Here is a 22,295-nt window from a genome sequence, read left to right as displayed (position 1 = left end):
TGCTGATCAACATGAAAGCCGTCGTACTTTTTATATCGGCTTTCTAATACATTAGTAAATTGTTCTTTTGAAACTCCAATTTCCTATTTCACGGCCGAATCGCTTAAGGGGAAATGCACTAAATTCATCGAATCCGTTCTTTTTGTAAAACGATCGATTTAAATTCGTGTTGGTGATTAAAGCCAGGATCCCGCCTCCGTTTCTTCGGATGAAAGGGACCAGGCAGTCATTGATCATCTTGCTGCCGAAACTTTTGCCCTGATGGAAGCAGGAGACCCCCAACGCCTCCAAATACCATTTCTGCTGTTTGATGCCCTTGTACGATCTTTTCGCCTCTTCCGCCACATTCACCATATTCCATACCGCGGAAAGGCCCCCTTTTATAAATAACTTTATTCCTCCGGCTGATATATAATCCATCACTCCAACGTCTGGATCATCCCGATGTTTTAAGAGGGCCGCGGTGACGATTTCACCATTCACAACACCGATAAAGCACCCCCGCCTATTTATATATGCCTGAGTGATGACTTTATGCAGCTCATAAAAGAATTCGGGGTTTTTCTTTTCGGGTCTTACAAGCAAATCCATAAACGGATAGTTGTCAAAAGACTCATGAAACAGTTGTGCCACCTCGTCCAAGTGATCAGTTGAAGCCAGACGATATTGAATCATTGAAAACCTCCTCGAAAATATGAACAGCTATTGATTAATAAACACATGTTCATTATAATTTGAAGCAAAAGCGATGTTCAATCGGCAATCGTGATTGAGCTGTTCAATAATGAACAACACATGAAAATTTGTCTATAAACGGAGGGCAAAACGATGGAGGACAGAAGATCAATCAAGACGAAAAGAGCGATAAAAGAGGCTTTTTTAAAACTGCTCCATGAGAAAGAAATCAATAAAATCACCGTTTCTGATTTATCGAGGCGCGCGGATTTAGGACGCGGAACCTTTTATCTTCATTATAAAGATATTTTTGACTTGTATGAACAAATAGAAAATGAATTGTTTGATCAGCTGGGGAGATTTTACGATGATTATTTTCCGAGCGAAGATCCGCACAATTTGCTCACCTTCATCGAAAAAACGACCGAATATATTTATCAAAACGCTGCGATTTTCACTTTATTGACGAAACCGAAAGGAAACATTTTGACCATCAATAAATTTAAAGACTTTTTCCAGAGGAAAATTTTTGAAGAATTGAGCATGATAGAGCAATCGGAAAACGAGGTTACATGCGATGAAATGGAAATATCATTTGTCGTCTCAGGAGTAGTCGGCGTTTTGGAGGAATGGATCAATGAAGGGATGGTTCAGACGCCGGCTCATGTGGCTGGCGTCATCCACCGCATTCTGTTAAAAATCGGAGTGTAAAAGATCAGCCCGCCGGAGAAACAAAGCTCCGGCAAGCTGGACTATCGATCCCTCACCATTGATAAGGATACCCTTCCTTTTGCAGCATCGACATCTTCCACCCATACGGTAACAATGTCCCCAACCGATACCACGTCAAGCGGATGCTTGACGAAGGAATGGCTGAGCTTGGAAATGTGGACGAGCCCGTCCTGTTTCACGCCGATGTCGACAAATGCCCCGAAGTCAACGACGTTCCGCACTGTCCCCTGCAGTTCCATCCCTTCTTTTAAGTCCTCCAATTGAAGCACATCGGTTTTTAAGAGCGGTTTAGGGACTTCATCCCTCGGATCGCGCTCAGGCCTTGTCAGCTGGGCGCAAATGTCTTTCAGAGTGATTTCCCCGATTCCAAGCTGTTCTGCTGCTTCGGAAATATTCAGTTCGTTGATTTTGTCCTGAAGCTCTCTTGTACCGATGTCGGCTGTTGATAGGCCGAGCTTTTTCAGAAGCTCTCTCGTCTCCTTATAGCTTTCAGGGTGGATGCCTGTGCGGTCGAGCGGTTCACCGCCGTCAGGCACCCTTAAAAAGCCGATGCATTGCTCATACGTTTTCGCGCCCAGGCGTGGAATGTCTTTCAGCTCTTTCCTGCTCGTGAATTTTCCGATTTCATCCCGCTTTTTGACGATGTTGGCCGCGACTGTTTTCGATAGTCCGGCTACATATTGCAAGAGCGCGGCTGACGCCGTATTCACGTTGACGCCGACTTTGTTGACGACGGTTTCCACCACGAAGCGGAGCGAGTCGTTTAGTTTTTTCTGGCTGACATCGTGCTGGTACTGGCCGACACCGACCGATTTGGGATCGATTTTGACAAGTTCGGCGAGCGGGTCCTGGAGTCTGCGTGCGATCGACACGGCGCTCCGTTCTTCAACCTGCAGATCCGGGAATTCTTCCCTCGCAAGCTCTGATGCCGAGTAGACGCTGGCTCCCGCTTCATTGACAATCAGATAGTACACCTTTCTGTCGATGTCCTTCAAAAGATCGGCGATAAATTGTTCCGTCTCTCTTGATGCCGTTCCGTTCCCGATGGCGATGACCTCAATTTGAAAATCTTCGATGATGCGTTTCACTTTTTCAATGGCCGCGCTTTTTTTATTGACGGGAGGGTGCGGATATATGACATCGATCTTGAGCATCTTTCCCGTCTCATCGACAACTGCAAGCTTGCAGCCCGTGCGGAATGCCGGATCGACGCCGAGAACGAGCTTCCCTTTCATCGGCGGCTGCAGCAGCAGCTTGCGCAGATTCTCGGCAAAAATGTGAATCGCTTGATCTTCCGCCTTTTCCGTCAATTCTTTTCTGATTTCTCTTTCGATGGACGGCTGAATGAGGCGCTTATAGCCGTCTTCGATTGCGCTTTTCAGCACATCTTGAGCACTTGTTTGCTTGTGTTGTAAAATTCGTTTTTCCAAGTAAGCTTGAATGCGGTCTGCCGGCGGCTCGACCGACACTCTCAAAATCTCCTCTTTTTCGCCGCGGTTAACCGCAAGCACGCGATGAGGAACGATTTTTTGAATCGGCTCTTCATATTCATAATACATTTCATAGATTTTCTTCTCATCGGCTTCGGCGTCTTTCACCGCGGATTTCAGCGTTCCTCTTTTAAAAGTCTCCTGCCGGATCCACTTTCTGTATTCCGGTTCGTCTGAGATCCGTTCAGCCAGTATGTTTTTTGCTCCTTCAAGCGCTTCTTCGGCGCTCATGACTTCCTTTTCTTCATTTATGTACTTGCGTGCTTCGGCTATTACGTCTTCGTTGCGCGGGAGCGCGATGATGAAATCAGCCAAAGGTTCAAGGCCTTTGCTTTTGGCGATCGTCGCCTTCGTTTTTCGTTTTTGTTTAAATGGTCTGTATAAGTCTTCAACTTCCTGGAGCTTGTCCGCTTTTTCGATATCGAGCTTCAGCTGTCCGGTCAGCTTACCCTGTTCGTCGATCAGCCGAATGACTTCGTCTTTCCGCTGATTTAAATGCTGGATGTATCCCCAGCGTTCGGAGATTGTTTGAATTTGGACTTCATCCATGGAGCCCGTTTGTTCTTTGCGGTATCTCGCGATAAAGGGAACGGTGTTTCCGTCCTCTAACAATTGAATGACACTCTCGACATGCTTTGACGCAAGCTCTGTTTCTTTTGCGATTTGTTTGACGATTAACGCTAAAGTATCCATTGTAGCCTCCAAAAGAATGTTGTCTTCTTAGTGTACCAAAACAAACAGAAAAACACCTATATCAAAGGGCAGCTTCTTTAAAAAAGCTGTCCGATGATATAGGTGAGATCGTCTTTTCCCATTAGTGTGTATGATTCTAGCTGATTCGATATATCTCCAGGTGTGTGGTGCTGTTTTAAATAAGACCGGAGAGCGGGTACTTCCAATCCGTCTGAATACATGATGAATCTTGACCCTTTTTCATACGTGTAGGTGAATGTTTTGTATGTTTGCGGCTTTCCCGACATGTATCCCGTCACAGGGAGAGGGTGGATATATTTGTCCGAAGGAGCGTACAAGATAAAGCGGATATTGCCTACAGAGCTGTAAGCAATCGTTCTTGTTCGAAAATCGGCTTTTAAAATCGCCACAGTTGCGCCGCGCTTATGTTTCAGCTCTTGATTGCACCGTTCCATCAAGCTTGCGACTTCTTCATGACCGTGCTCTTCGACAACTTCGCTGATAACCGCGGAGGATTCTTGTGCCATCGCACCGCTGCCAAGCCCGTCGGCCAGCGCGCACACCATAGTTTCGTCAGTCGCATGGAAATAAAAACTGTCTCCGCAGACGGCTTTTCCTTCTTTAGGAAGCTGATAAACAAGCGCTTGCATATGTTCATTCGACTCAGTCCAAATCATGGTTTAAGCTCCATAAACGGATCTTCAGCCAACGCTTCCCGCAGCTTTTTGACAGCTTTGCGCTGCAGACGTGAGACGTGCATTTGCGATATGCCCAGCATGTCACCGGTTTCTTTTTGGCTTTTGTTTTGAATGTAAGTCAGCTCAATGATTTGCTTTTCGCGGTCGGACAGTACGTGCAATACGCTTTCAAGCATCAGCTTTTGGTTCACCTTTTCATAGCCTTCCTCCTGCGAGCCGACGATGTCGAGGATCGTCACCGTGCTACCGTCTGCATCCGCTTCAATGCTGTGGTCGACGGAAAGCGCCTGATAGCTTTTGCCCATCTCCATTGTTTCCAGCACTTCTTCTTCTGTGACGTCAAGAAACTCGGCAATCTCATCGACTTTTGGGGACCTTTGCGTTTCATTCGTTAAATGATCCACCGCCATTTTAATTCTCGGCCCGAGCTCCTTGATCCTTCTCGGAACGTGGACGCTCCAGGTTTTATCACGGAGAAACCGTTTGATTTCTCCGATAATGGTCGGAATCGCAAACGCTTCAAACGATTTTCCCACATCGGGATCATAGCGTTTGATGGCTCCAAGCAATCCGAGCATCCCAACCTGGCATAAATCTTCATGAAAGCTTTTTCCTTTTGAGTATTTTTTGGCGAGTGTTTCCACCAGATTTTTATATGTCTGAACAAGGGTCAGCTGAGCGTCTTCATCCTGGCTATCCTGATATTTTTTGATCAGCGTGTCGACTTCGGTTTTAGTTAGTTTCGTAGTTTTGGACGGTTGTGCCATCATCAACTCGCTCCCTGTTTAAGAACTTTGTCATCGAGACGGTTACGCCTGAGTCAATCTGGACACGCACTTCATCCATGAGCGTCTCCATTAAATATAAACCGAGCCCTCCTTCTGACAATTGATCTACCGTATGTTCAGGGGAATATGGCCCCAGCCCTTTCTGTTTATCGTGAATGTCAAAACTGTCTCCCTGATCTGCGACGATGATTTCGAGGCGGTCTTCAAACACGCCGAATCTGACGGAGACCTCTCCAGTTTTGTCTGCTTTATAAGCATGCTGCACAGCGTTTGTGCACGCTTCGCTGACCACAATTTTCAAATCTTCGATGTCATCATAAGAATACCCCATCTTGCTTGCAATCCCCGACAGGGTTAAACGAATGATTCCTACGTATTCAGGTTTGGCAGGTGACTTCATTTCAATGTAATCAGCTGCTCTCTTCATTATAATCCACCCTCTGACTTTCCAGAAATATCAATGATGTCCTTTAAGCCTGTAATATCAAACAAACGGATCAAACGCTCTGACAGATTTTCAAGCACTAAAGAACCCCCAGTTCTGTTTACCGCTTTGTAAATGCCGACAAATACACCCAGCCCTGTACTGTCCATATATGAAACGTCTTTCAGAGAAACTTTGAGATCTTTTCCTTCTTCCGCGAGCGGCATCAGCTCATCCCGCAATGTCGGGGCCGTATGCACATCAATTTCGCCCGCCACTTTTACTTCTATCACAGAGTCATTTTTTTTCGTATCAACTGCCAAATTCACAATATCACCTCTGGTTCTCTTAATGAGCTACTGGTTTATTACCCAGCGAAGAGAAACTTTAAACCTTTCTTTTTAAAACAATTAGAGTAAAATCGTCATGAAGCTGAAAATCCTGAAGCTTGAGCAGATGTTCGTATATACAGTCAACCATTTGCTGAGCCGGTTTCTCCATATGTACAGTGATCAGGTTCTGCAAGTCAGACCGCTCCAAAAATCCGCTGTCTGTCCGGCATTCGGTTACACCATCTGAAAAAAGAACGATCATATCGCCAATATCCAGTTTTTGCTCGTACTGCTCATAGTCGTATTGTGATGAAATGCCAAGAACGAGGCCTTTTGCGTTTAAATCGTAAAATTTATTTTCCCTGCAAGAATAATAAAAGCCAGGTTCATGACCGGCAGATGAAAACGTAAATAGGTGTTTTTGAAGATGATAATTACCGTAAAACATTGTAATAAACATGCTAGGGTCCACATTTTGTTCGACGACCCTGTTCAGGTTTTTCAGCACCTGTGAAGGAGACGTGCCCGAATCCGGAAGAGAGTCCATCGCATATTTGATCATCGACATGCATAACGCGGCCGGTATTCCTTTCCCGATCACATCTGCAATGGCGATGTTAATCGATTCCTTGTCCCGTACAAAATGATAATAATCACCGCTCATTTGCTTAGCCGGAACGCTGACCGCCCCGATTTCGAGCGCTTCAACTTTCGGGATCTTCGTCTCGAGCAGCGTTTGCTGGACATTTGCGGCAATTTCGATTTCCGATTTAATTTCCTGCTGAATTCCTCTTAATGTCTGATGTTCTTGATAGGCCAAACCGTATCCAATCATCACTTCAATTAAAAAATCGAGAGAATGGAACACATGGTCCGGAAGATCCGGATATAATTCAGACAGAACTTTTCGGTGTATGCTGATAATCTCTTCCGGCGGCACTTGATGTTCAATCGTTTTTCTGCTGAATTTCTGCCCCTGATAAAGGGATGTCTCTGTTAATTCAGATATATAACGGCTAAGCAGCTGTCGATAGCGCTGCTCAATCACTTCCCTGAAATCCATTCCTTCCCTCCTACCGCAGCCACTTTATGGCTTGTATATCCGTTCCATTTTCCGCGTCCGAATGCAATTCAAATTGGTCCATCAGACGCTTTACCCCCGGCAGGCCCGCTCCGAGGCCGCCTGAGGTTGAAAAACCGTCTTCCATCACTTTTTTGATGTCAGCGATTCCCGGCCCCTCATCCTCCGCTATGACTTTCAACCCCTTTTTACCTTCTTCCTGAACCTGTTCGATGCAGATTCGGCCTTTTCCGGCATACAAATAAATATTACGCGCCAGCTCTGAGATGGCTGTTGTGATTCTGGCCTGGTCCACTGTGCCGAACCCCAGTTCTTTGGCGACATTTCGCCCGAGCTGTCTGGCGGCCACTATGTCCCATTCTGTCAAAATCTTCACACAGGATTGGTCTGCCATATTTATTCCCCCAATTCCCGCTGCAATGTCTCGAGCCCCTTTTCGAGATCGAGCGCCGTCTCGATCTCGTCCAAAGAAATGCCGAGTTCAATCAATGTCACCGCAACAGCCGGCTGGATGCCAGTCAGAACGACTTTGGCGCCCATCAGTTTTGACATTGTAATAACATCGCCAAGTACTTTGGCGATGAATGAATCGATGATGTCCACCGAAGTCAGATCGATCACCACTCCGTTCGAACCGGTTTCATATATTTTGTTCAGCAGGTCCTCTTGAAATTTCAGAGCGGTTTGGTCATCGAGCTCCACTTGAATGGATACCAATAAACAGTTATATAGCTTCAAAATTGGAATGTTAGGTATCCTCAAAACTTATTCCTCCAATGAAACAATTTTTCTGTCTGTCATTTCTAATGCGGTTTGAATTCCTTTTTGCAGGGTATTTTTTGTAATAACCTGAGTTAAATCGATTCCCAAATTCACAATCGTCTGCGCGATTTCCGGGCGGATTCCAACGAGCAGGCATTTTGCGCCGACCAGTCTGACAGCTTCGGAAGCCTGCATGATGTGGTGTGCGACCATCGTATCGACGACAGGCACGCCCGTAATGTCAATGAGGACGACTTCGGACCGGTGTTTGACGACGCCGCTCAACAGGTTTTCCATAATCTTTTTGGCCCGCTCCGTGTCGATCGTGCCGACGAGAGGCATCACCGTAATATTTTCAAAAACCGGGATCAGCGGCGCCGAGAGCTCCTGTAATGCGACCTTTTGAAGAGCGACGGTTTTCTCCCAGGAGATCGCATACTGATTCAAGATTTCGCTGTTGATCGGTTCGATAAATTTATCGATTTCCCATATCAGATCATAGCATTGCTGATCTTCCGGGACGTCCTTGTTCATTTCATAGTACAGGTGCTTCCAAAAAGCTGATAATCCCGACGACAGAAGCTTCAGCGGAACGCCGAGCTGTACGGCTTTTGAAGAAAACTGGTAGATGGTGTCGATCGATTTTTCATTCCCGTCCCCGGACTCATTCATAAGGATATGAATGTATTCATTGCTGATCGTCTCATACATGTGTTCAGTCAGCTTCACGTTTGTCATGTTGCTGTTTAGGTCTTTCAGAATATCCGCCAAATTCACGGCGAGTACATTTTGGTTCTCCGAGATAAATTTTAACACTGCTTGATTCGACATGTTCATCCCCCTAACTACATCTGATAACATTTTTTGGACTAACAGTTCCATTATATCGTTTGTTATTTTTGAACACAAAAAAAGTTGCTCTTTCGCCTCGAGCAACTTTCATTAATATTAAAAATCAATGAGTGCCAAACTGATTTGTAAGGCTTCGTTGACCTTTTCCATCATTTCATCATCGAGATGGGTGATTTTGTCCGTTAATCTTTGCTTGTCAATCGTCCGAATTTGTTCGAGCAATATAACGGAATCTCTTTCAAAACCGTAGCGTTTCGCATCAATTTCGACGTGGGTAGGTAATTTTGCTTTCTGTATTTGGGCTGTTATGGCTGCAACAATAGCAGTTGGGCTGAAGCGATTGCCGATGTTGTTTTGAATCACTAAAACCGGGCGCACCCCGCCTTGTTCTGAGCCAACAACAGGAGATAGGTCAGCAAAATAAACATCGCCGCGTTTAACAATCAAATGATTATCCTCCGCTTACTAAGCGCTCTACTGTGTTTTCAGCCTCATACTCTGCAAATTGAGCCTCAGAAGAGATGTTCAAATTAATCTTGGCCATCTCCATATAACCGCGTCTCATCGATTCCCGAATTTGTCGATTTTTGCGCTCGCGCAAATACATTTTTGTGGCTTGGTAAATCAGTTCATTTCTGCTCCCGTTATCTTGCATGACGACACCATCCAGTTCTGATACTAAAGCTTCTGGCAAGCGAATCAATATTTCAGTTGTTGCGCTGGATTCAGACAAAAACATACACCTCCACCAAACTTACGGATACAACACTCTATCCATTCCATCCATAATGATATCATTATTCTTTTCGCAAGCAAAGTTGTTTTTCCGCTAATTCATCAATTTTCAGGATTGATCAGGCAAGATCGGATTCCTTATTTCCATTATACTCCCATTTTCCAAAAACATACGGGGCACCCTTGAACTTATCATACAGGTAATTTCATAATTGATCGTCTGCAAATGTTGGGCGATTTCGTCGACTGAAATCCATTCGTCTTTTTGCTTCCCGATCAAGGTAACCTTTGTGCCGACAGGGTATTCTTCGGCGAGGGAAATCATGAACTGGTCCATGCAGATTCTCCCTGCTATTTTTTGGCGTTTTCCGTCGATCAGCACTTCCGTCCCGGCAAGGCGCCTCAGCCATCCATCAGCATACCCGACGGGAACTGTCCCGATCCATTCGTCACGTTTGGCCGTATATGTCGCCCCGTAGCTGACGCTCTCGCCTTTTTTAATTTTTTTCACATGGGTGAGTTCGGTATGAAGCGAAAACACTTCCCGCAGACGAAACGGCAGCTCGTCTTTTATTTCGGTTGACGGCGCCAAACCGTACATGCCGATGCCGAAGCGGACGGCATTAAAGAGCTGTTCCCTGAAGCGCAGACCCGCGGCGCTGTTTGACGAATGCACCATTAAACGGTCAAGCGGGAGAGGGCTGATCAATTCTTTAAAGCGGTCAAGCTGCATGTCGAAATAATCGGTGTCCTTTTCGTCCGCCGTCGCGAAATGAGTGAACACGCCCGTACAATTGAGTTTATCGCTCGATTCGGTCATCTCCATCATTTCTTTGATCTCTTCTTCCGTTTTGCAGCCAAGGCGGCCCATGCCCGTGTCGATCTTCAAATGATATTCAAGAGGAGCTTCGGTCTCACCGAGAAAACCGAGCACGTCTTTCAGCCAGCCGGCTGAGTAGCCCGTCACGGTAATGCGCTTTTCCGCGGCAATGCCGGCATATTCGGGCGGCACTGCGCCGAGGACAAGAATCGGTTCTTCAATCCCCTGCGCTCTCAGCGAAAGCGCTTCATCCAGTAAAGCCACAGCAAGAATGGACGCCCCTTCTGCAAGAGCCGCCTTCGCTACCTGTGCATCCCCGTGTCCGTAGGCATTCGCTTTAACGACGGCCATCAAGTGGACATGCTCGCCGATGTGCCGCTTCATATTGCGCACGTTTTCTTTTAAAGCCGTTAAATCGATTTCGGCCCATGTCTTTCTATAGAATGGTTTTAAGCTCATCATGACACTTCCTGTTCCTTGTTTCAATCGTCCTTCCCATCATACTAAAAAGTTCGGAGAAAGGGAAATTTTGTACGGGAACAACTGCCCAGAACAAGAGAAAAATTGCTGGCACGCTATACATTTTACGGAAAAACTGTCGAAAACATACGCTTGCGCCGGAAATATAAAAACAGCCTGCTTTCCGCTTCCGGGCGGAAAACAGGCTGCTGGATAGGCACAGTCTATTTTGAAGACTGGCCTTGCATGCTTTTGGCAACCATCAGAAGTTCATCTTGAGAAAGGTCTTCTGATGAGATGAAATAGTCGACTCCGTCATAAGTCCATGACAACGATTTATCCGTCAGTGCGCCGACCGTGAAGCCGAGGTCAACCGGCTCTCCGTTCATGGACACAGAAGTAGATGTTTTGGCGACGCGGGCTTTTTCCTGAATCAATGTAAAGGACTTTTCACCGCCGTATGTGATGACGATTCGTTTGCCGTCTTCAGTCGCCATTTCTTTCTCCTCAAGCTTTTTCACGCCCTGAGGCACATCGAGCGGCGTTTTGACGGCGAAAGAGTCTGACACGTCCGCGCTTGTCGCTACGTCAATTTGAGACAGCGTCATATTTTTCTTTTCATCAAATGCGTCTTTATCGAGCGGCTTATCGAATTCAAAGCTTGTAAACTCAACCTTTACCATCGGTTTGCGGTCCGTGTCCATCACCTTAACCGATGAAGGAGCCATGTTTTTTTTATGGAAAACGATTTCCTGGGTCGGCAGCATCTGATTATGCTGATAATTCGTTTTCGTTTCAAAAATGTATTTTGAATCCTTTGCGGAAAAAGAAGCTTCCCCATCATTTTTGACATCTTTTACGAGCGATTCGAATAAGTATACTTGGCTGCTGTTATTAGGCCAGTCGCTGTGGAAGCGGAAGCTTTTATTCAGCGACGGAGTCAAAACAAACACGCCGTTTTCATTGCGCAAGATCACCTGGCTCTGGTCTTTTTTCGGGTTTTCCAAATAGACCCGGTAAAGAGAAGGTTTTTTATGCCAGATTTCCACATTGTACTCCTGCGGTTCATTTCCCGTTTCAATCGTCATTTTCGCTTTTGCCTTATAGGACGTGTATTCTTTTGCCTTCTTGTCGAGCCCCGTCACAACATCTTCTTGCGATTTTTGGCCGCAGGCAGAAAGCATAAGGATTACAAGCAGCCCCGTTAAAAGCAAAACAAAGCTTTTTCTCACCTTTTTTCAACCCCTTTTTAATCATTGATGTAAAAAGGAAGAAACCGCTTGTTCGACTTTAACGGTACGCCATAAGAACAGGGCCGGCTGTATCGGCGTGCGTACCATAAAAGCCTGCAACGACTCGTCTCCCTTATTGCACTACCCAATATATGAGCGTGTCTCAGACAATATGCAGACTAGCATGACAACCTTTCAAAATCATTTTTCTCCTCCGTACTAATCGCCGCTGCCTGTTCATAAACGTGTTACTATATATGTACGAGATCATTGTAAAGGGGCTTAAATCATAAGCATGTTTATCAGAACAGAAAATTTTCAGACGTTTATCAGGCTCTATCCGGTCACATCAGCCATACTGGCCCTGCAGCTTGCCATCTGGATTCTTTTTTTACTTCCGTTGACGGCCGTACAGATGTGGTCTGATTTATTGATTGGATTTAACTGGGGGATAGCGAATGGAGAATGGTGGAGGTTTGTGACACCGATCTTTATTCACGCCGGGTTCGGCCACCTGCTCTTTAATTCGATGTCGATCTTTTTATTTGCCCCCGGGCTGGAACGAATGCTCGGGAAACTCAAGTTTCTCATCGTTTATATTGGGACAGGAGTGATCGGCAATATCGGCACGTATTTCATCGAACCGCTGGAGTATATGCATGTCGGTGCTTCAGGAGCGATATTCGGATTGTTCGGTGTGTACCTGTACATCGTGCTGTTTAGAAAAGAGCTGATGGGAAGCGCCAATTCCCAAATCATCGTCACCATCCTCGCCATTTCGGTTTTGATGACGTTTGTCAACCAAAATATCAATATCATGGCGCACATCTTCGGACTGCTGGGCGGACTCGCTCTGGCTCCTCCGTTGTTAAATAAAAGAGTGAACGGCTTTTAACCGTTCACTCTTTTTTCATAAGAATACCATGCAAAAATATCGTCCGAATCTTTCTCCTCGACATCAGCCACCGAAAACTTCTCCATTAAAGCAGATGATTTTGTTGATGTATGGATCGAAACAAGCTGTCTTCTGCGCTGGAAATACGAGCGGCTGACTTCGAACACTTGCATGCGCCTGCGCTGAATGACAGCGGTTGTTCTGCCGATGAAGCGCGATGACATGATGATTTTGCTGCCGCTGATCTTCCAGCCGGCATCGCGGTATGATAAGTAGCCGATGATCCAGTAAAAAGGAATCAATACAGCGGACAAATAGCCCCACGGCGGAAACAGAATAGAAAGCGGAACGACGGCGAGAACCGGCCAGGATGCGCGCAGGATATAACGGCGCAGTGCGCGTTTCGGCAAGCGGTTCAAATCGTCTTCCGGCGCATAATCCGGAATGAGTTCTCCGAGGCGCTGTTTGATCATTTTTTTGCTGATAATCGGAAATAGGACGGCAGATTTATCTTCTTCCAAAACGTTTCCGCCTGCGCTGACGATCGTGACGGCTGCAAGTCCAAAAGGCTGCCTGATCAGACTCTCCTTAATTTTAATCGCTTGAATCCGCTGCAGCGGAATCGTGATTTGATGCTTTTCAATCAGCCCTCTGGAAATGACGATTTCTTTCTCTTTACGCACGACTGTAAAATTCGCGTATTTCAAAAGCATCCCGACAATGCTGAGAAGCCATGCGATGAAAAGGGCAACAAAAGCGGCTAAGGCGATGACAGTCGCTCCAGCGCTATTCAAAAAAGCAAAACGGTCATACAGCCAGTCCAAATCAAAGAAGTCGTCGACTTGAGTGAAAAAAGCGAATACCCCTGAAATAATGACGCCGATCCCGCTTGATGTTGACGCTGCAGTTAAAAGCTCCTGCCCGGTCATTTTGTACATCATTTGCGGTTCTTCCGCTGTTTCCTCCGCCTCTGCAGCAGTCTCTTCCTGGGGATCCGTGACAGCGGCTTCAGTGCTTTCCGCCGCTTTTTTCCTTTCGAAAAGCGCTTGCTGAATACGTTCGGCTTCTGCCTGGGTAATGGCGACCAAGGAAACTTCCGCTTCCGTTCCTCCGCTTGCCGTTTCGACTTGAAGCTTCACCAGCTTGAATATTTGCTGAATGAGGCCAGCGCTCGTGTTGATCGTTTGAATCCGTTCGATCGGAATATACCTTTTTTTCTTATTAATCAGGCCTTCCTCTATTCGCAATTCATCCTCTTCGATACGGTATGTAAATTTGCTCCACTTGATGATGCTCGTCACGACCAAAGCAATGAAAAACAGCACGGCCGCGGCGATCGCCAGCATTTTGACTGTGTGCGACTGATTTAAAAAAAGCACTACGCCAAATGGAATGATAAAGTTTTTAACGGTCTCAACAAGGCCTTTAATAAAGTTGAGAATGACGGCGGCGGGGTGCATGCGTCTCGGTTCAGACATCATCTTCAGTCACCCTTGCCAGCCTGGAAATGGAGTCCCTGAGCTGATCCGCCTCTTCAACATCCAGAGCGGGAATGGAATGGGTCGTCGCGGCTGTTGAAATTTGCACGGAGGCGAGATTATATTTTCTGAGGATGGGGCCCTGCGATGTATCAACATGCTGGACTCTGACCATCGGAACGATCACGCGGGTCACCACAAAGATGCCGTGCTGAATATCGATTTCGTTCTCATGGACTTGGTAGCGCCATATTCTGTGGCGGATATTCGGAATAATAATAATGATGACAAATGAAATCACCAGCCAAACGGCCGCTGACAAAATGCCGGTCCATACCGGCCATTTAAATATCAACCCTGCGGCAACAAGGCCTGCTGCAGCCAGCATTAAAACGAATGATGTGATACAAGCTGTGATTCTCCAGACTTTTACGCCATCGCGGCTAATTTGATTTTTCGGCTCGCTTCTCAAAACTCGATTCCCCCAATCTAGTTCTATTTACGGTCTTAGGCTGAAAATGTTTCGGATAAAGGCTTTCGTTTTTAAAAAAAGGCGAATCCGTAAAAAAGGATCCGCCTTTTGATTATGAATTATATGATTTTTTTTGGCGTCTGTCATTTGAGGAACGCTTTTTATCATAAGATGAACGATTGTTCTTTCCTCTGTAGCCGCCGCCGTCTCTGCGTTTTGATGAACGGGGGTGGTGACTTTTATTTCGCTTCGTTCTGAGCGGAGCCTCTTCCGTCAAACGGACAGGCGTGTTGTCCGGCTCTTTGGTCATCATTTTAATGGCAGCCGCAACAACTGTCACAGAATCATGGTCTTCCAATAATTCCGCTGCAGCCGTCATATAGAAGTTCAGGTTATTTTCCTCGATGATCGTCCGGAGGCGGTCAACCGTCACCTGCTGCTGTCCTTCAATCGCCTCGTCTAGAGTCGGTGCTTTCATGCGGTCCATTTTGCGTTTTGTCGTCTGCTCGATGGCGCGGAGCATGTCTTTTTCGCGCGGTGTAATGAAGGTCATCGCCATTCCTGTTTTGCCTGCGCGTCCCGTTCTTCCGATGCGGTGAACATAGCTTTCAGGATCTTGCGGCACATCGAAGTTGTAGACATGCGTTACCCCTGAAATATCAAGGCCACGCGCCGCAACGTCTGTCGCAACGAGCACTTCAATTGCGCCTTGCTTAAATTTCCGGAGTGCCACCATCCGCTTCGCCTGAGTCAAATCGCCGTGGATTCCTTCAGCTGTATAACCGCGCAGATTAAGCGCTTCTGTCAGTTCATCGACGCGGCGCTTTGTCCGGCCGAATACAATCGCCAGTTCAGGAGACTGGATGTCAAGAAGACGTGTCAGCGTATCAAACTTTTTGCGTTCATGTACTTCAAGGTAGAACTGCTGAATGTTTGATACTGTCATTTCCTTCGCTTTCACTTTCACGTGCTCCGGGTTGGTCATGAAACGTTCTGCAATCCGTTTAATTGGAGCAGGCATTGTTGCAGAAAACAGCAATGTTTGATGCTCAGCGGGCACATTGGAAAGGATGGATTCGATATCTTCGATGAATCCCATGTTCAGCATTTCATCCGCTTCATCAAGCACAACGGTGTTCACTGTTTGAAGACGCATTGTGCGGCGGTTGATATGGTCAAGCAAACGGCCAGGTGTTCCGACGATAATATGAGGATTTTTCTTAAGCGCGCGAATCTGGCGTCCGATATCCTGTCCACCGTAAATCGGCAGCACGCGAGCGCGTTTATCCTGTCCAATTTTATATAGCTCTTCAGAAACTTGAATGGCTAATTCACGAGTAGGTGCGATAACAATGGCTTGAATGTTAGGAGACTCGGGGTTGATTTTCTCAACAAGGGGGATGCCAAATGCAGCCGTTTTTCCTGTTCCCGTTTGCGCTTGTCCGATCACATCTTTATTTGCAAGGCCGAGCGGAATCGTTTGTGCCTGAATCGGTGTTGCCTCTTCAAATCCCATACGCTTGATCGCTTTTGTGAGATCAGAACTTAATTGAAAATCTTGAAACGTTATTGTCAATGTATTCAAACTCCTTCTGCTTACTGTTTCAGTAATCGTGTTTTATCAATAAAAACTGCCCTTTGTGCAAAGGACAGGTCCATACTTATGCAAAGCCCGAATTACTTTACATGTTATATTACCATTCCGTTATACGTTTTTCAACAAGATGAAAATGAGCAGTGTGCTCTCTCGCCGGTTCGGCAGCCATCTATAGACCTCTGGGACAACCGTCCCGGAAACGTCAAGCCCGCCTGTTGACGTCTTTTACACATTGTAACACAGGCTTGTGCGGCTTTCGACAGCATACACTCATTTTTCCCTGCCCGCATCCCCGATTATTTTTTGCAGATTGCCGTTCAATTATTTATTTTTTTATGGATTCAATCGGCGTTTTTTTGAGAAACGCCTCAACGGTTTGAAAGAGGACAGCGGAGTTTTCTTCAAGGCAGACATGGTGCTTGGATTCCGGCAAGAGGCACAGCTCTTTCTCTTCGGAAGGTATGGTTTCATAAAGATAATACGCGCTTGACAGCGGCACGATTGAATCGCATTCCCCCTGAACAATGAGCACAGGGATGCGGAGGTTTTTCAAAGCAGGCTTTGTCATCTTAACGAGCTTGCGAAACTGAAATGCTGAAGACACCGGGGTGCTTGTCAGCTTTTGTTTGTACCTTTTGTAAAGCAGATTATCCTCAAGCTTGCCTTGCAAAGAATCTTTGATCACATTCTTCAAATCCTGGATCAGCTGTCCCGGGCTGATGTACTGGGCAGCCGCGCTCAACAGGACAAGGCGGCTGACCGGATATTTTCCGGCTAAATAGGCGGCAATCATCCCGCCCATTGAAAATCCGATTAAAAATACCGTATCACACGTTTTCAACAAACGGACAAGCTCCACTTCCGCGCAAGCGATCCATTCCTGAAAACAGACGCCTTTTAAAACCGGCATCTCCCCGTGCCCGGGCAGCGTGATCATTTCGACTCGCCAATCGGCCGTTTGTTTTAAATGAGAAGCCAGCGGTTCCAATTCATACGGTGCTCCGGTAAATCCGTGAATGCATAAACATCCTATCATGACCATTCACCCGTTTTCTTTTACTGATGATCACATAAAAAACGACTTTATGATTCAATGTTCCCTTACAAATCTTTTATAACATCCTCAAGACGCATGCCTCTGGACGCTTTGACAAGGATCAGATCCCCTGTATTCGCTTTTTCTTTCAATGTCTTTTTCAAACCGTCTTTGTTTTCCGGGTTGAAATGAAGGACGCGGTGTTCGGGAAAATGTTTAAGCGCCCCTTTTGCAATATATGCACCGAGATCCCCGTACGTAAATAAAAAGTCGATTGAGTCCGGATTGACTGCCTGCCCGATGTCTTCATGAAACGCTTTCTCTCCTTCGCCGAGCTCCAGCATATCGCCGAGAACGAGCATTTTCTTGCCGTATCCCTTCATCTGGTCGACAAGCTCGATCGCCGCTTTCATGGATGTCGGACTTGCATTATAGGCGTCATTAATGATCGCAACGCCGGCCCGTGTCTTTACAAGCTCAAGCCGCATACCGGTCACTTTCAGTTTCGTCAGCCCTTCTGCAATATGAGTCCTGCTGACATTCAGAAGGTCTCCGGCCGCAATCGCAGCTAAAGCGTTTTTCACATTATGCTTTCCGAGCACCGGGATGAAGAACCGGTTTTCGATCCCTCTGACGCGGAATGCCGTGCCCTCTTCCGTCTGCGTCATATCCTCAAGCTGATAGTCGAAAGCCGGATCCTCTCCAAACGTCTTTGTCTCGTAAAGCGGCTGGTTCAGCCTTTCGGCGAGCAGCGGTTCATCTCCGATATAAATGAGTGTGCCCTCTTTTGAAAGCCCATTGACAATTTCGAGCTTTGCCTCTGCAATTCCTTCTCTTGATCCGAGTTCAAGGAGGTGCGATTCGCCGATGTTTGTGATGACGGCGATATCAGGACGCGCCAGACGTGTCAGAAAATCAATTTCCCCTTTGGCGCTCATCCCCATCTCCAAAATGGCGATTTCCGTATCTTCCGGCATCGCCAGAATCGTCAGGGGCAGGCCGATGTGGTTATTATAGTTTCCTTCTGTCTTATGCACTTTATACTCGGTGCCCAACACAGCATGAATCATGTCTTTTGTCGTCGTTTTCCCATTTGAACCGGTCACGCCGACGATTTTCACGTCCAGCTGATGCCTGTATGCCTTCGCAAGCTTCTGCAGCGCTTCCAGCGTATCGTCAACTAAAATGACCGGCTTCCCTTCCGGAGGATTCGGTTCGCTCCGGTTCCACAGCACGGCTGCGACGCCTTCCTGAAAAGCCTGCTCTGCAAAAACGTGACCATTGAACCGCTCGCCTGCAAGCGGAATAAACAGTTGGTCTTTCGCCAGTTTTCTCGAATCGGTTGAGACGCCTTTGACGAGACGCCCTTCAAAAGCTTCATTCGTCAAAACGCCTTCCGACATTTCAGCAATTTCTTTTACCGTTCTCGTTATCATGTATGTCCCTCTCTTTCTCCAGCAAGGAAAAGAGACACTACCACAAATAAGGATAGTGTCTGCAGCTGTATATAAGGGCGAACCGCTTTCCCCCGGATTCGGTCCGCTCCGTCCCGTTAAAATGTATGTTTGATCTGCTGTTTTTCTTCGTGCCGATCGATTGCCAAAGCGACAAGTTTTTCAATCAGTTCAGCATACTCAACCCCTGATTGCTTCCAGAGAAGCGGGAACATGCTGAACGGTGTGAATCCCGGCATCGTATTGACTTCATTGATCAGGACCCTGCCTTCGTTTGTAAGGAAAAAGTCCGCTCTCACAAGGCCTGAGCCGTCAATCGCCTGAAACGCTTTGACCGCCATGCTGCGCATTGTTTCGTATTCGTCCTCTGTCAGGGAAGCCGGAATAATCAAATCAGTGTCGCCGTCTTCATATTTTGCTTTATAGTCATAAAAATCTTTCTTCGGAGCGATTTCCCCCGCGACTGAGCAGACAGGTTCATCATTCCCCAGAACGCCGAGTTCTATTTCGCGTCCGATGACGCCCTCTTCAACGACAATTTTCCGGTCATATTGAAATGCAAGCCCAAAGGCTTGGTCAAGCTCTTCACGGTTTCTGCATTTGCTGATCCCGACGCTTGATCCAAGGTTAGCCGGTTTTACGAAGCACGGATAACCAAGCTCAGCTTCCACTTGATCATAGCTTTCTTCTTTGGAGTGACTCCATGTTTTTTTCACAAATGAAACGTATTTCGCCTGGTCAAGCCCTGCCTGTGCAAACAGATGCTTCATGACCACTTTATCCATGCCCGCAGAGGAAGCTAAGACTCCGTTGCCCACATATGGCACATTCAATAGTTCAAGCATGCCTTGAATGGTGCCGTCTTCCCCATTCGGTCCGTGCAAAAGCGGGAAAACAACATCAATCGAGTCTTCTTTTACATCAGCTTCGCCCGGAAACATATCGCGGTTCAGCAATGCCGGAGAAAATGTCTGGCCCGTCTGTTCAAACTGAAGCATTTTCACATTTGAAACCGGTTCTGTCAGTTGCGGCCCTCTCACCCACTCGCCTTTTTCTGTTATATAAATCGGGTGTATATCAAATTTTTCAGTATCTAATGCTTTCGTGACGGCCAGCGCGGTTTGCAGAGAAACGTTATGCTCCGCTGATTTTCCGCCGTATACCAATCCTAATCTTGTCTTCAATTCGTACTCCCCCCACTGGATTCATCTTTACTATCTTATCACTTTCCCGGGAAAATGATCTAATTATTTTAATACGGTCTAAAAACAGCATATAAAAAGCATTTGTATGTAAATCCTTTTCATTTTATATTAAAATGGCATTGAAAAGGAGAGGTTGCAATTGAAAAAAATCACAACAGAAGCACAATTTAATGAACTGATCCAATCCGATAAAGAAATCATCGTCAAATTTTATGCTGACTGGTGCCCGGACTGCACACGCATGAACATGTTCATCGGAGACATTCTTGAGGCTTATCAGGAAAATGACTGGTATGAGCTGAATAAAGACGATCTTCCTGAACTTGCCGATAAGTATCAGGTCATGGGCATTCCAAGCCTGTTGATTTTCAAAAACGGCGAAAAAACGGGTCACCTTCACAGCGCAAATGCCAAAACACCTGAAGAAGTGAACGAGTTCCTGGCTGAACATATTAGCTAATTCGTTTAAAGTTCTGATTTTTTGTCTGAACCGCAGGACATGGGAGCGCCCATGTCCTTTTTATACAAGACGGGACAGCAGCAATATTTGTTTCATAAAAGTGAGCTTTCATTAATAATTCGACACGAGTATTTCCCGGGAAACGAAAATGTCGAAGTTTCGCAAAAAGTTCTTGATTCGTTTTTTATATTCAGGTAGAATGTTTTTTGTTCCTATTTTGCAATTATTTTTTCTAGTTGTGAAGCCCTTGTCGGCTTCTTTTTTTATATACGTTTTTTGGATAATAATTCATATTTTTCAATTTTTTTCAATATTATTTTAAGGATGTCTCTTTACATTTGGTGATACTATTTAGTATAATACCCTTAATTGATAATGATTATCAATATCACTAAAGGTTGACGAGGTGATCACATGGCCCCTCAATTAAAGAAAGCGGTGGAAATGAGAAAGAAACAACTCATTCAGCGGCTTATCCAGCTTGGCATATATAAAAAAGAAGAGCGCCACCTTTACGAATTGTCTTTAAGCGAACTTGAAAGCGAATACCAATCCAACAAGAAAGGCGGATAATCATGTCAAAACGGAAGATTAAAACCTTTCATCAGCTTGTCGAAGAATATAAGAAAGAAATCGCCAAGAACCCGAAAGAAATGGAAGTCATTTATGACAAGATCGACCGCAGACACGAGAACCGCCTTTTGGCAATGTCTAAAGCAAAACAAACTTAAAAAAGAAGCCGCTCATTTTGAACGGCTTCTTTTTTACTATTCACTGAATGCAATGCCAGCAAGCTTGCCGATTGTCGCATCATCCATCGGCGGATTGTGGAGGCCCGCCCGGACATCGCGATAGAATCTTTGGAGCGGGTTCGTTCTCGCCAGGCTCTTCGCTCCGACGACTCTCATCGCCCTGTCTACGACAGCAATAGCCGTATTCGTTACTGTATGTTTAACCGCTCCAAGCTCACCTGTTAAAAAGGCGCGGCGCTCCGGGTCATCATAAAGCTCTGCGACATGATACATAAAGTGACGGGCTTTCATGAGTTCCAAATCGATTTCGCCGATATGACGCTGAACAGCAGGCACTTCTTTAATCGGACCTTTCAAGCTGTTCGGCTGATAGTCTTTTGCAAATTGGACGGCATAATCTCTCGCTGCTTGCGCGATACCTAGATAAACAGCCGGTATATGAAGCAGCCAGCCGTTGACTTTATCCGTTCTTTTACCTGCCAACAGCTCGACAAGCATGGATTCGTCGAGACGGACATCGGTCAGCACCAGATCGTGGCTTCCCGTACCCCTCATCGCCGCCATATCCCACGTTTCTTCTATTGCCAAGCCTTCCGCATCTTTATGGATCAAGAAAACGCCGATCGTTTGCTTCTCTTCAATCCAAGCGGTGACAAGAAAGTAGTCGAGAACCGGAGACATCGTTGTAAATGTTTTACGTCCGTTTACAATCCATCCGCCGTTCTTTTTGACCGCATGGGTTCCGGGGCGTCCTCCTCTTGTCGGGCTTCCCGTCTGCGCTTCACTTGCAGCTCTGTTGATCAGCGCACCCTTTAATGCTTCATGTGAAATCGATGAAAACACATGCCGGTCCCAGCTGTTTCCTTCCGCCAGTTCTCCCATCACGCTCAAGTGCCAGCCGATGCTGAGAGCTGTCGGTCCGTCTCCTTTGGCAAGCCGTTCCTGAAACAAAAGCATATCGTAGAGTGGAATGCCTTCTCCCCCGTATTCTTTTCCGACCGTCAGCGCTGTGTAGCCTGAATCCCGCAGCTTTTGAATATGTTCTGCGGGAAATTGGGCATGTTCGTCATAATACGCTGCTGTTTTCTCAAATTCATCCGCCAGTTTCCCGATTTTACCGAGCCATTCCTGCTGCCTTTCCGTTTTCACAAATATTGAACACACACCGGCATC

The 22,295-nt window shown here is 46.3% G+C and carries 26 protein-coding genes; 5 read left to right on the top strand and 21 right to left on the bottom strand.

The window, feature by feature from the left end; translation table 11 throughout:
* Positions 1-51: 51 nt before the first annotated feature.
* Positions 52-675 (bottom strand): GNAT family N-acetyltransferase, encoded by a 624-nt coding sequence (locus M1D59_RS02870; RefSeq protein ID WP_249175958.1) that lies wholly within the window; start codon positions 673-675, stop codon positions 52-54.
* 153 nt (positions 676-828) lie between these two features.
* On the opposite strand from M1D59_RS02870, the gene M1D59_RS02865 reads away from it, so the two are divergent.
* Positions 829-1,386 (top strand): TetR/AcrR family transcriptional regulator, encoded by a 558-nt coding sequence (locus M1D59_RS02865; RefSeq protein ID WP_020450267.1) that lies wholly within the window; start codon positions 829-831, stop codon positions 1,384-1,386.
* Positions 1,387-1,427: 41 nt separating this feature from the next.
* On the opposite strand, the gene M1D59_RS02860 is transcribed toward M1D59_RS02865, so the two are convergent.
* The 13 genes from M1D59_RS02860 to M1D59_RS02800 all read right to left on the bottom strand — a co-directional run bounded on the left by M1D59_RS02860 (position 1,428) and on the right by M1D59_RS02800 (position 11,725).
* Positions 1,428-3,590, bottom strand: a complete 2,163-nt coding sequence (locus M1D59_RS02860; protein WP_035337153.1) for a Tex family protein — start codon at positions 3,588-3,590, stop codon at positions 1,428-1,430.
* A gap of 77 nt (positions 3,591-3,667) precedes the next feature.
* On the bottom strand, positions 3,668-4,267 hold the full coding sequence (locus M1D59_RS02855) for a PP2C family serine/threonine-protein phosphatase (RefSeq protein ID WP_035337155.1): 600 nt from the start codon (positions 4,265-4,267) through the stop codon (positions 3,668-3,670).
* Positions 4,264-5,055: an RNA polymerase sigma factor SigB gene (sigB, locus tag M1D59_RS02850; RefSeq protein ID WP_023857858.1), complete on the bottom strand. Its 792-nt coding sequence runs from the start codon at positions 5,053-5,055 to the stop codon at positions 4,264-4,266. The genes M1D59_RS02855 and sigB overlap by 4 nt, the downstream gene beginning before the upstream one ends.
* On the bottom strand, positions 5,021-5,503 hold the full coding sequence (gene rsbW, locus M1D59_RS02845) for an anti-sigma B factor RsbW (protein WP_458117763.1): 483 nt from the start codon (positions 5,501-5,503) through the stop codon (positions 5,021-5,023). The genes sigB and rsbW overlap by 35 nt, the downstream gene beginning before the upstream one ends.
* Positions 5,503-5,829 (bottom strand): anti-sigma factor antagonist, encoded by a 327-nt coding sequence (locus M1D59_RS02840; RefSeq protein WP_101561596.1) that lies wholly within the window; start codon positions 5,827-5,829, stop codon positions 5,503-5,505. The genes rsbW and M1D59_RS02840 overlap by 1 nt, the downstream gene beginning before the upstream one ends.
* Positions 5,830-5,887: 58 nt before the next feature.
* The gene (locus M1D59_RS02835) at positions 5,888-6,895 is read right to left on the bottom strand and encodes a PP2C family protein-serine/threonine phosphatase (RefSeq protein WP_023857860.1); all 1,008 of its coding nucleotides are present in this window, start codon (positions 6,893-6,895) and stop codon (positions 5,888-5,890) included.
* Positions 6,896-6,905: 10 nt separating this feature from the next.
* Positions 6,906-7,307: an anti-sigma regulatory factor gene (locus M1D59_RS02830; RefSeq protein WP_023857861.1), complete on the bottom strand. Its 402-nt coding sequence runs from the start codon at positions 7,305-7,307 to the stop codon at positions 6,906-6,908.
* A gap of 2 nt (positions 7,308-7,309) precedes the next feature.
* Positions 7,310-7,675 (bottom strand): STAS domain-containing protein, encoded by a 366-nt coding sequence (locus tag M1D59_RS02825; RefSeq protein WP_031305225.1) that lies wholly within the window; start codon positions 7,673-7,675, stop codon positions 7,310-7,312.
* 3 nt (positions 7,676-7,678) lie between these two features.
* On the bottom strand, positions 7,679-8,506 hold the full coding sequence (locus M1D59_RS02820) for an RsbT co-antagonist protein RsbRA (protein ID WP_023857863.1): 828 nt from the start codon (positions 8,504-8,506) through the stop codon (positions 7,679-7,681).
* Positions 8,507-8,623: 117 nt separating this feature from the next.
* Positions 8,624-8,974, bottom strand: a complete 351-nt coding sequence (gene ndoA, locus M1D59_RS02815; protein WP_003179128.1) for a type II toxin-antitoxin system endoribonuclease NdoA — start codon at positions 8,972-8,974, stop codon at positions 8,624-8,626.
* A 4-nt stretch (positions 8,975-8,978) separates the two neighbouring features.
* On the bottom strand, positions 8,979-9,260 hold the full coding sequence (locus M1D59_RS02810) for a CopG family ribbon-helix-helix protein (RefSeq protein ID WP_006638778.1): 282 nt from the start codon (positions 9,258-9,260) through the stop codon (positions 8,979-8,981).
* A 111-nt stretch (positions 9,261-9,371) separates the two neighbouring features.
* On the bottom strand, positions 9,372-10,541 hold the full coding sequence (gene alr / locus M1D59_RS02805) for an alanine racemase (RefSeq protein ID WP_023857864.1): 1,170 nt from the start codon (positions 10,539-10,541) through the stop codon (positions 9,372-9,374).
* Between the two features lie 224 nt (positions 10,542-10,765).
* Positions 10,766-11,725: a LolA family protein gene (locus tag M1D59_RS02800; RefSeq protein ID WP_164468292.1), complete on the bottom strand. Its 960-nt coding sequence runs from the start codon at positions 11,723-11,725 to the stop codon at positions 10,766-10,768.
* A gap of 343 nt (positions 11,726-12,068) precedes the next feature.
* On the opposite strand from M1D59_RS02800, the gene M1D59_RS02795 reads away from it, so the two are divergent.
* Positions 12,069-12,668, top strand: a complete 600-nt coding sequence (locus tag M1D59_RS02795; protein WP_023857867.1) for a rhomboid family intramembrane serine protease — start codon at positions 12,069-12,071, stop codon at positions 12,666-12,668.
* Here M1D59_RS02795 and M1D59_RS02790 read toward each other — a convergent pair.
* From M1D59_RS02790 to M1D59_RS02765, 6 genes are all read right to left on the bottom strand, one after another.
* A complete protein-coding gene (locus M1D59_RS02790) occupies positions 12,665-14,149 on the bottom strand; it encodes a PH domain-containing protein (RefSeq protein ID WP_368679512.1) in 1,485 nt (494 codons plus the stop codon). The two genes, M1D59_RS02795 and M1D59_RS02790, sit on opposite strands and share 4 nt — an antisense overlap.
* Entirely contained in the window at positions 14,139-14,618 is a 480-nt protein-coding gene (locus tag M1D59_RS02785; protein WP_026580585.1) for a PH domain-containing protein, read from the bottom strand. Before M1D59_RS02785 ends, M1D59_RS02790 begins: the two co-directional genes overlap by 11 nt.
* A gap of 112 nt (positions 14,619-14,730) precedes the next feature.
* Entirely contained in the window at positions 14,731-16,194 is a 1,464-nt protein-coding gene (gene cshA / locus M1D59_RS02780; protein ID WP_023857870.1) for a degradosome RNA helicase CshA, read from the bottom strand.
* Between the two features lie 346 nt (positions 16,195-16,540).
* Positions 16,541-17,251 carry an alpha/beta hydrolase gene (locus tag M1D59_RS02775; RefSeq protein WP_023857871.1) on the bottom strand — a complete coding sequence of 237 codons (711 nt, stop codon included), beginning with the start codon at positions 17,249-17,251 and terminating at the stop codon, positions 16,541-16,543.
* A 65-nt stretch (positions 17,252-17,316) separates the two neighbouring features.
* On the bottom strand, positions 17,317-18,687 hold the full coding sequence (locus M1D59_RS02770) for a UDP-N-acetylmuramoyl-tripeptide--D-alanyl-D-alanine ligase (RefSeq protein WP_035337161.1): 1,371 nt from the start codon (positions 18,685-18,687) through the stop codon (positions 17,317-17,319).
* A 116-nt stretch (positions 18,688-18,803) separates the two neighbouring features.
* Positions 18,804-19,889, bottom strand: a complete 1,086-nt coding sequence (locus M1D59_RS02765; protein ID WP_043054078.1) for a D-alanine--D-alanine ligase — start codon at positions 19,887-19,889, stop codon at positions 18,804-18,806.
* A 160-nt stretch (positions 19,890-20,049) separates the two neighbouring features.
* Here M1D59_RS02765 and M1D59_RS02760 point away from each other — a divergent pair, with 160 nt between their 5' ends.
* From M1D59_RS02760 to fbpB, 3 genes are all read left to right on the top strand, one after another.
* Positions 20,050-20,370, top strand: a complete 321-nt coding sequence (locus M1D59_RS02760) for a thioredoxin family protein (protein ID WP_003179104.1) — start codon at positions 20,050-20,052, stop codon at positions 20,368-20,370.
* A 414-nt stretch (positions 20,371-20,784) separates the two neighbouring features.
* On the top strand, positions 20,785-20,943 hold the full coding sequence (gene fbpA / locus M1D59_RS02755; RefSeq protein ID WP_023857875.1) for a Fur-regulated basic protein FbpA: 159 nt from the start codon (positions 20,785-20,787) through the stop codon (positions 20,941-20,943).
* A 2-nt stretch (positions 20,944-20,945) separates the two neighbouring features.
* Positions 20,946-21,101: a Fur-regulated basic protein FbpB gene (gene fbpB / locus M1D59_RS02750; RefSeq protein ID WP_023857876.1), complete on the top strand. Its 156-nt coding sequence runs from the start codon at positions 20,946-20,948 to the stop codon at positions 21,099-21,101.
* Between the two features lie 36 nt (positions 21,102-21,137).
* Here the strand turns inward: fbpB and M1D59_RS02745 are convergent, their stop codons facing one another.
* On the bottom strand, positions 21,138-22,286 hold the full coding sequence (locus tag M1D59_RS02745; protein ID WP_458117762.1) for an acyl-CoA dehydrogenase family protein: 1,149 nt from the start codon (positions 22,284-22,286) through the stop codon (positions 21,138-21,140).
* Positions 22,287-22,295: the final 9 nt, after the last annotated feature.

The organism is Bacillus sp. PK6-026 (genome assembly GCF_054161455.1).
This window is presented reverse-complemented; position numbering and strand designations above follow the sequence as displayed.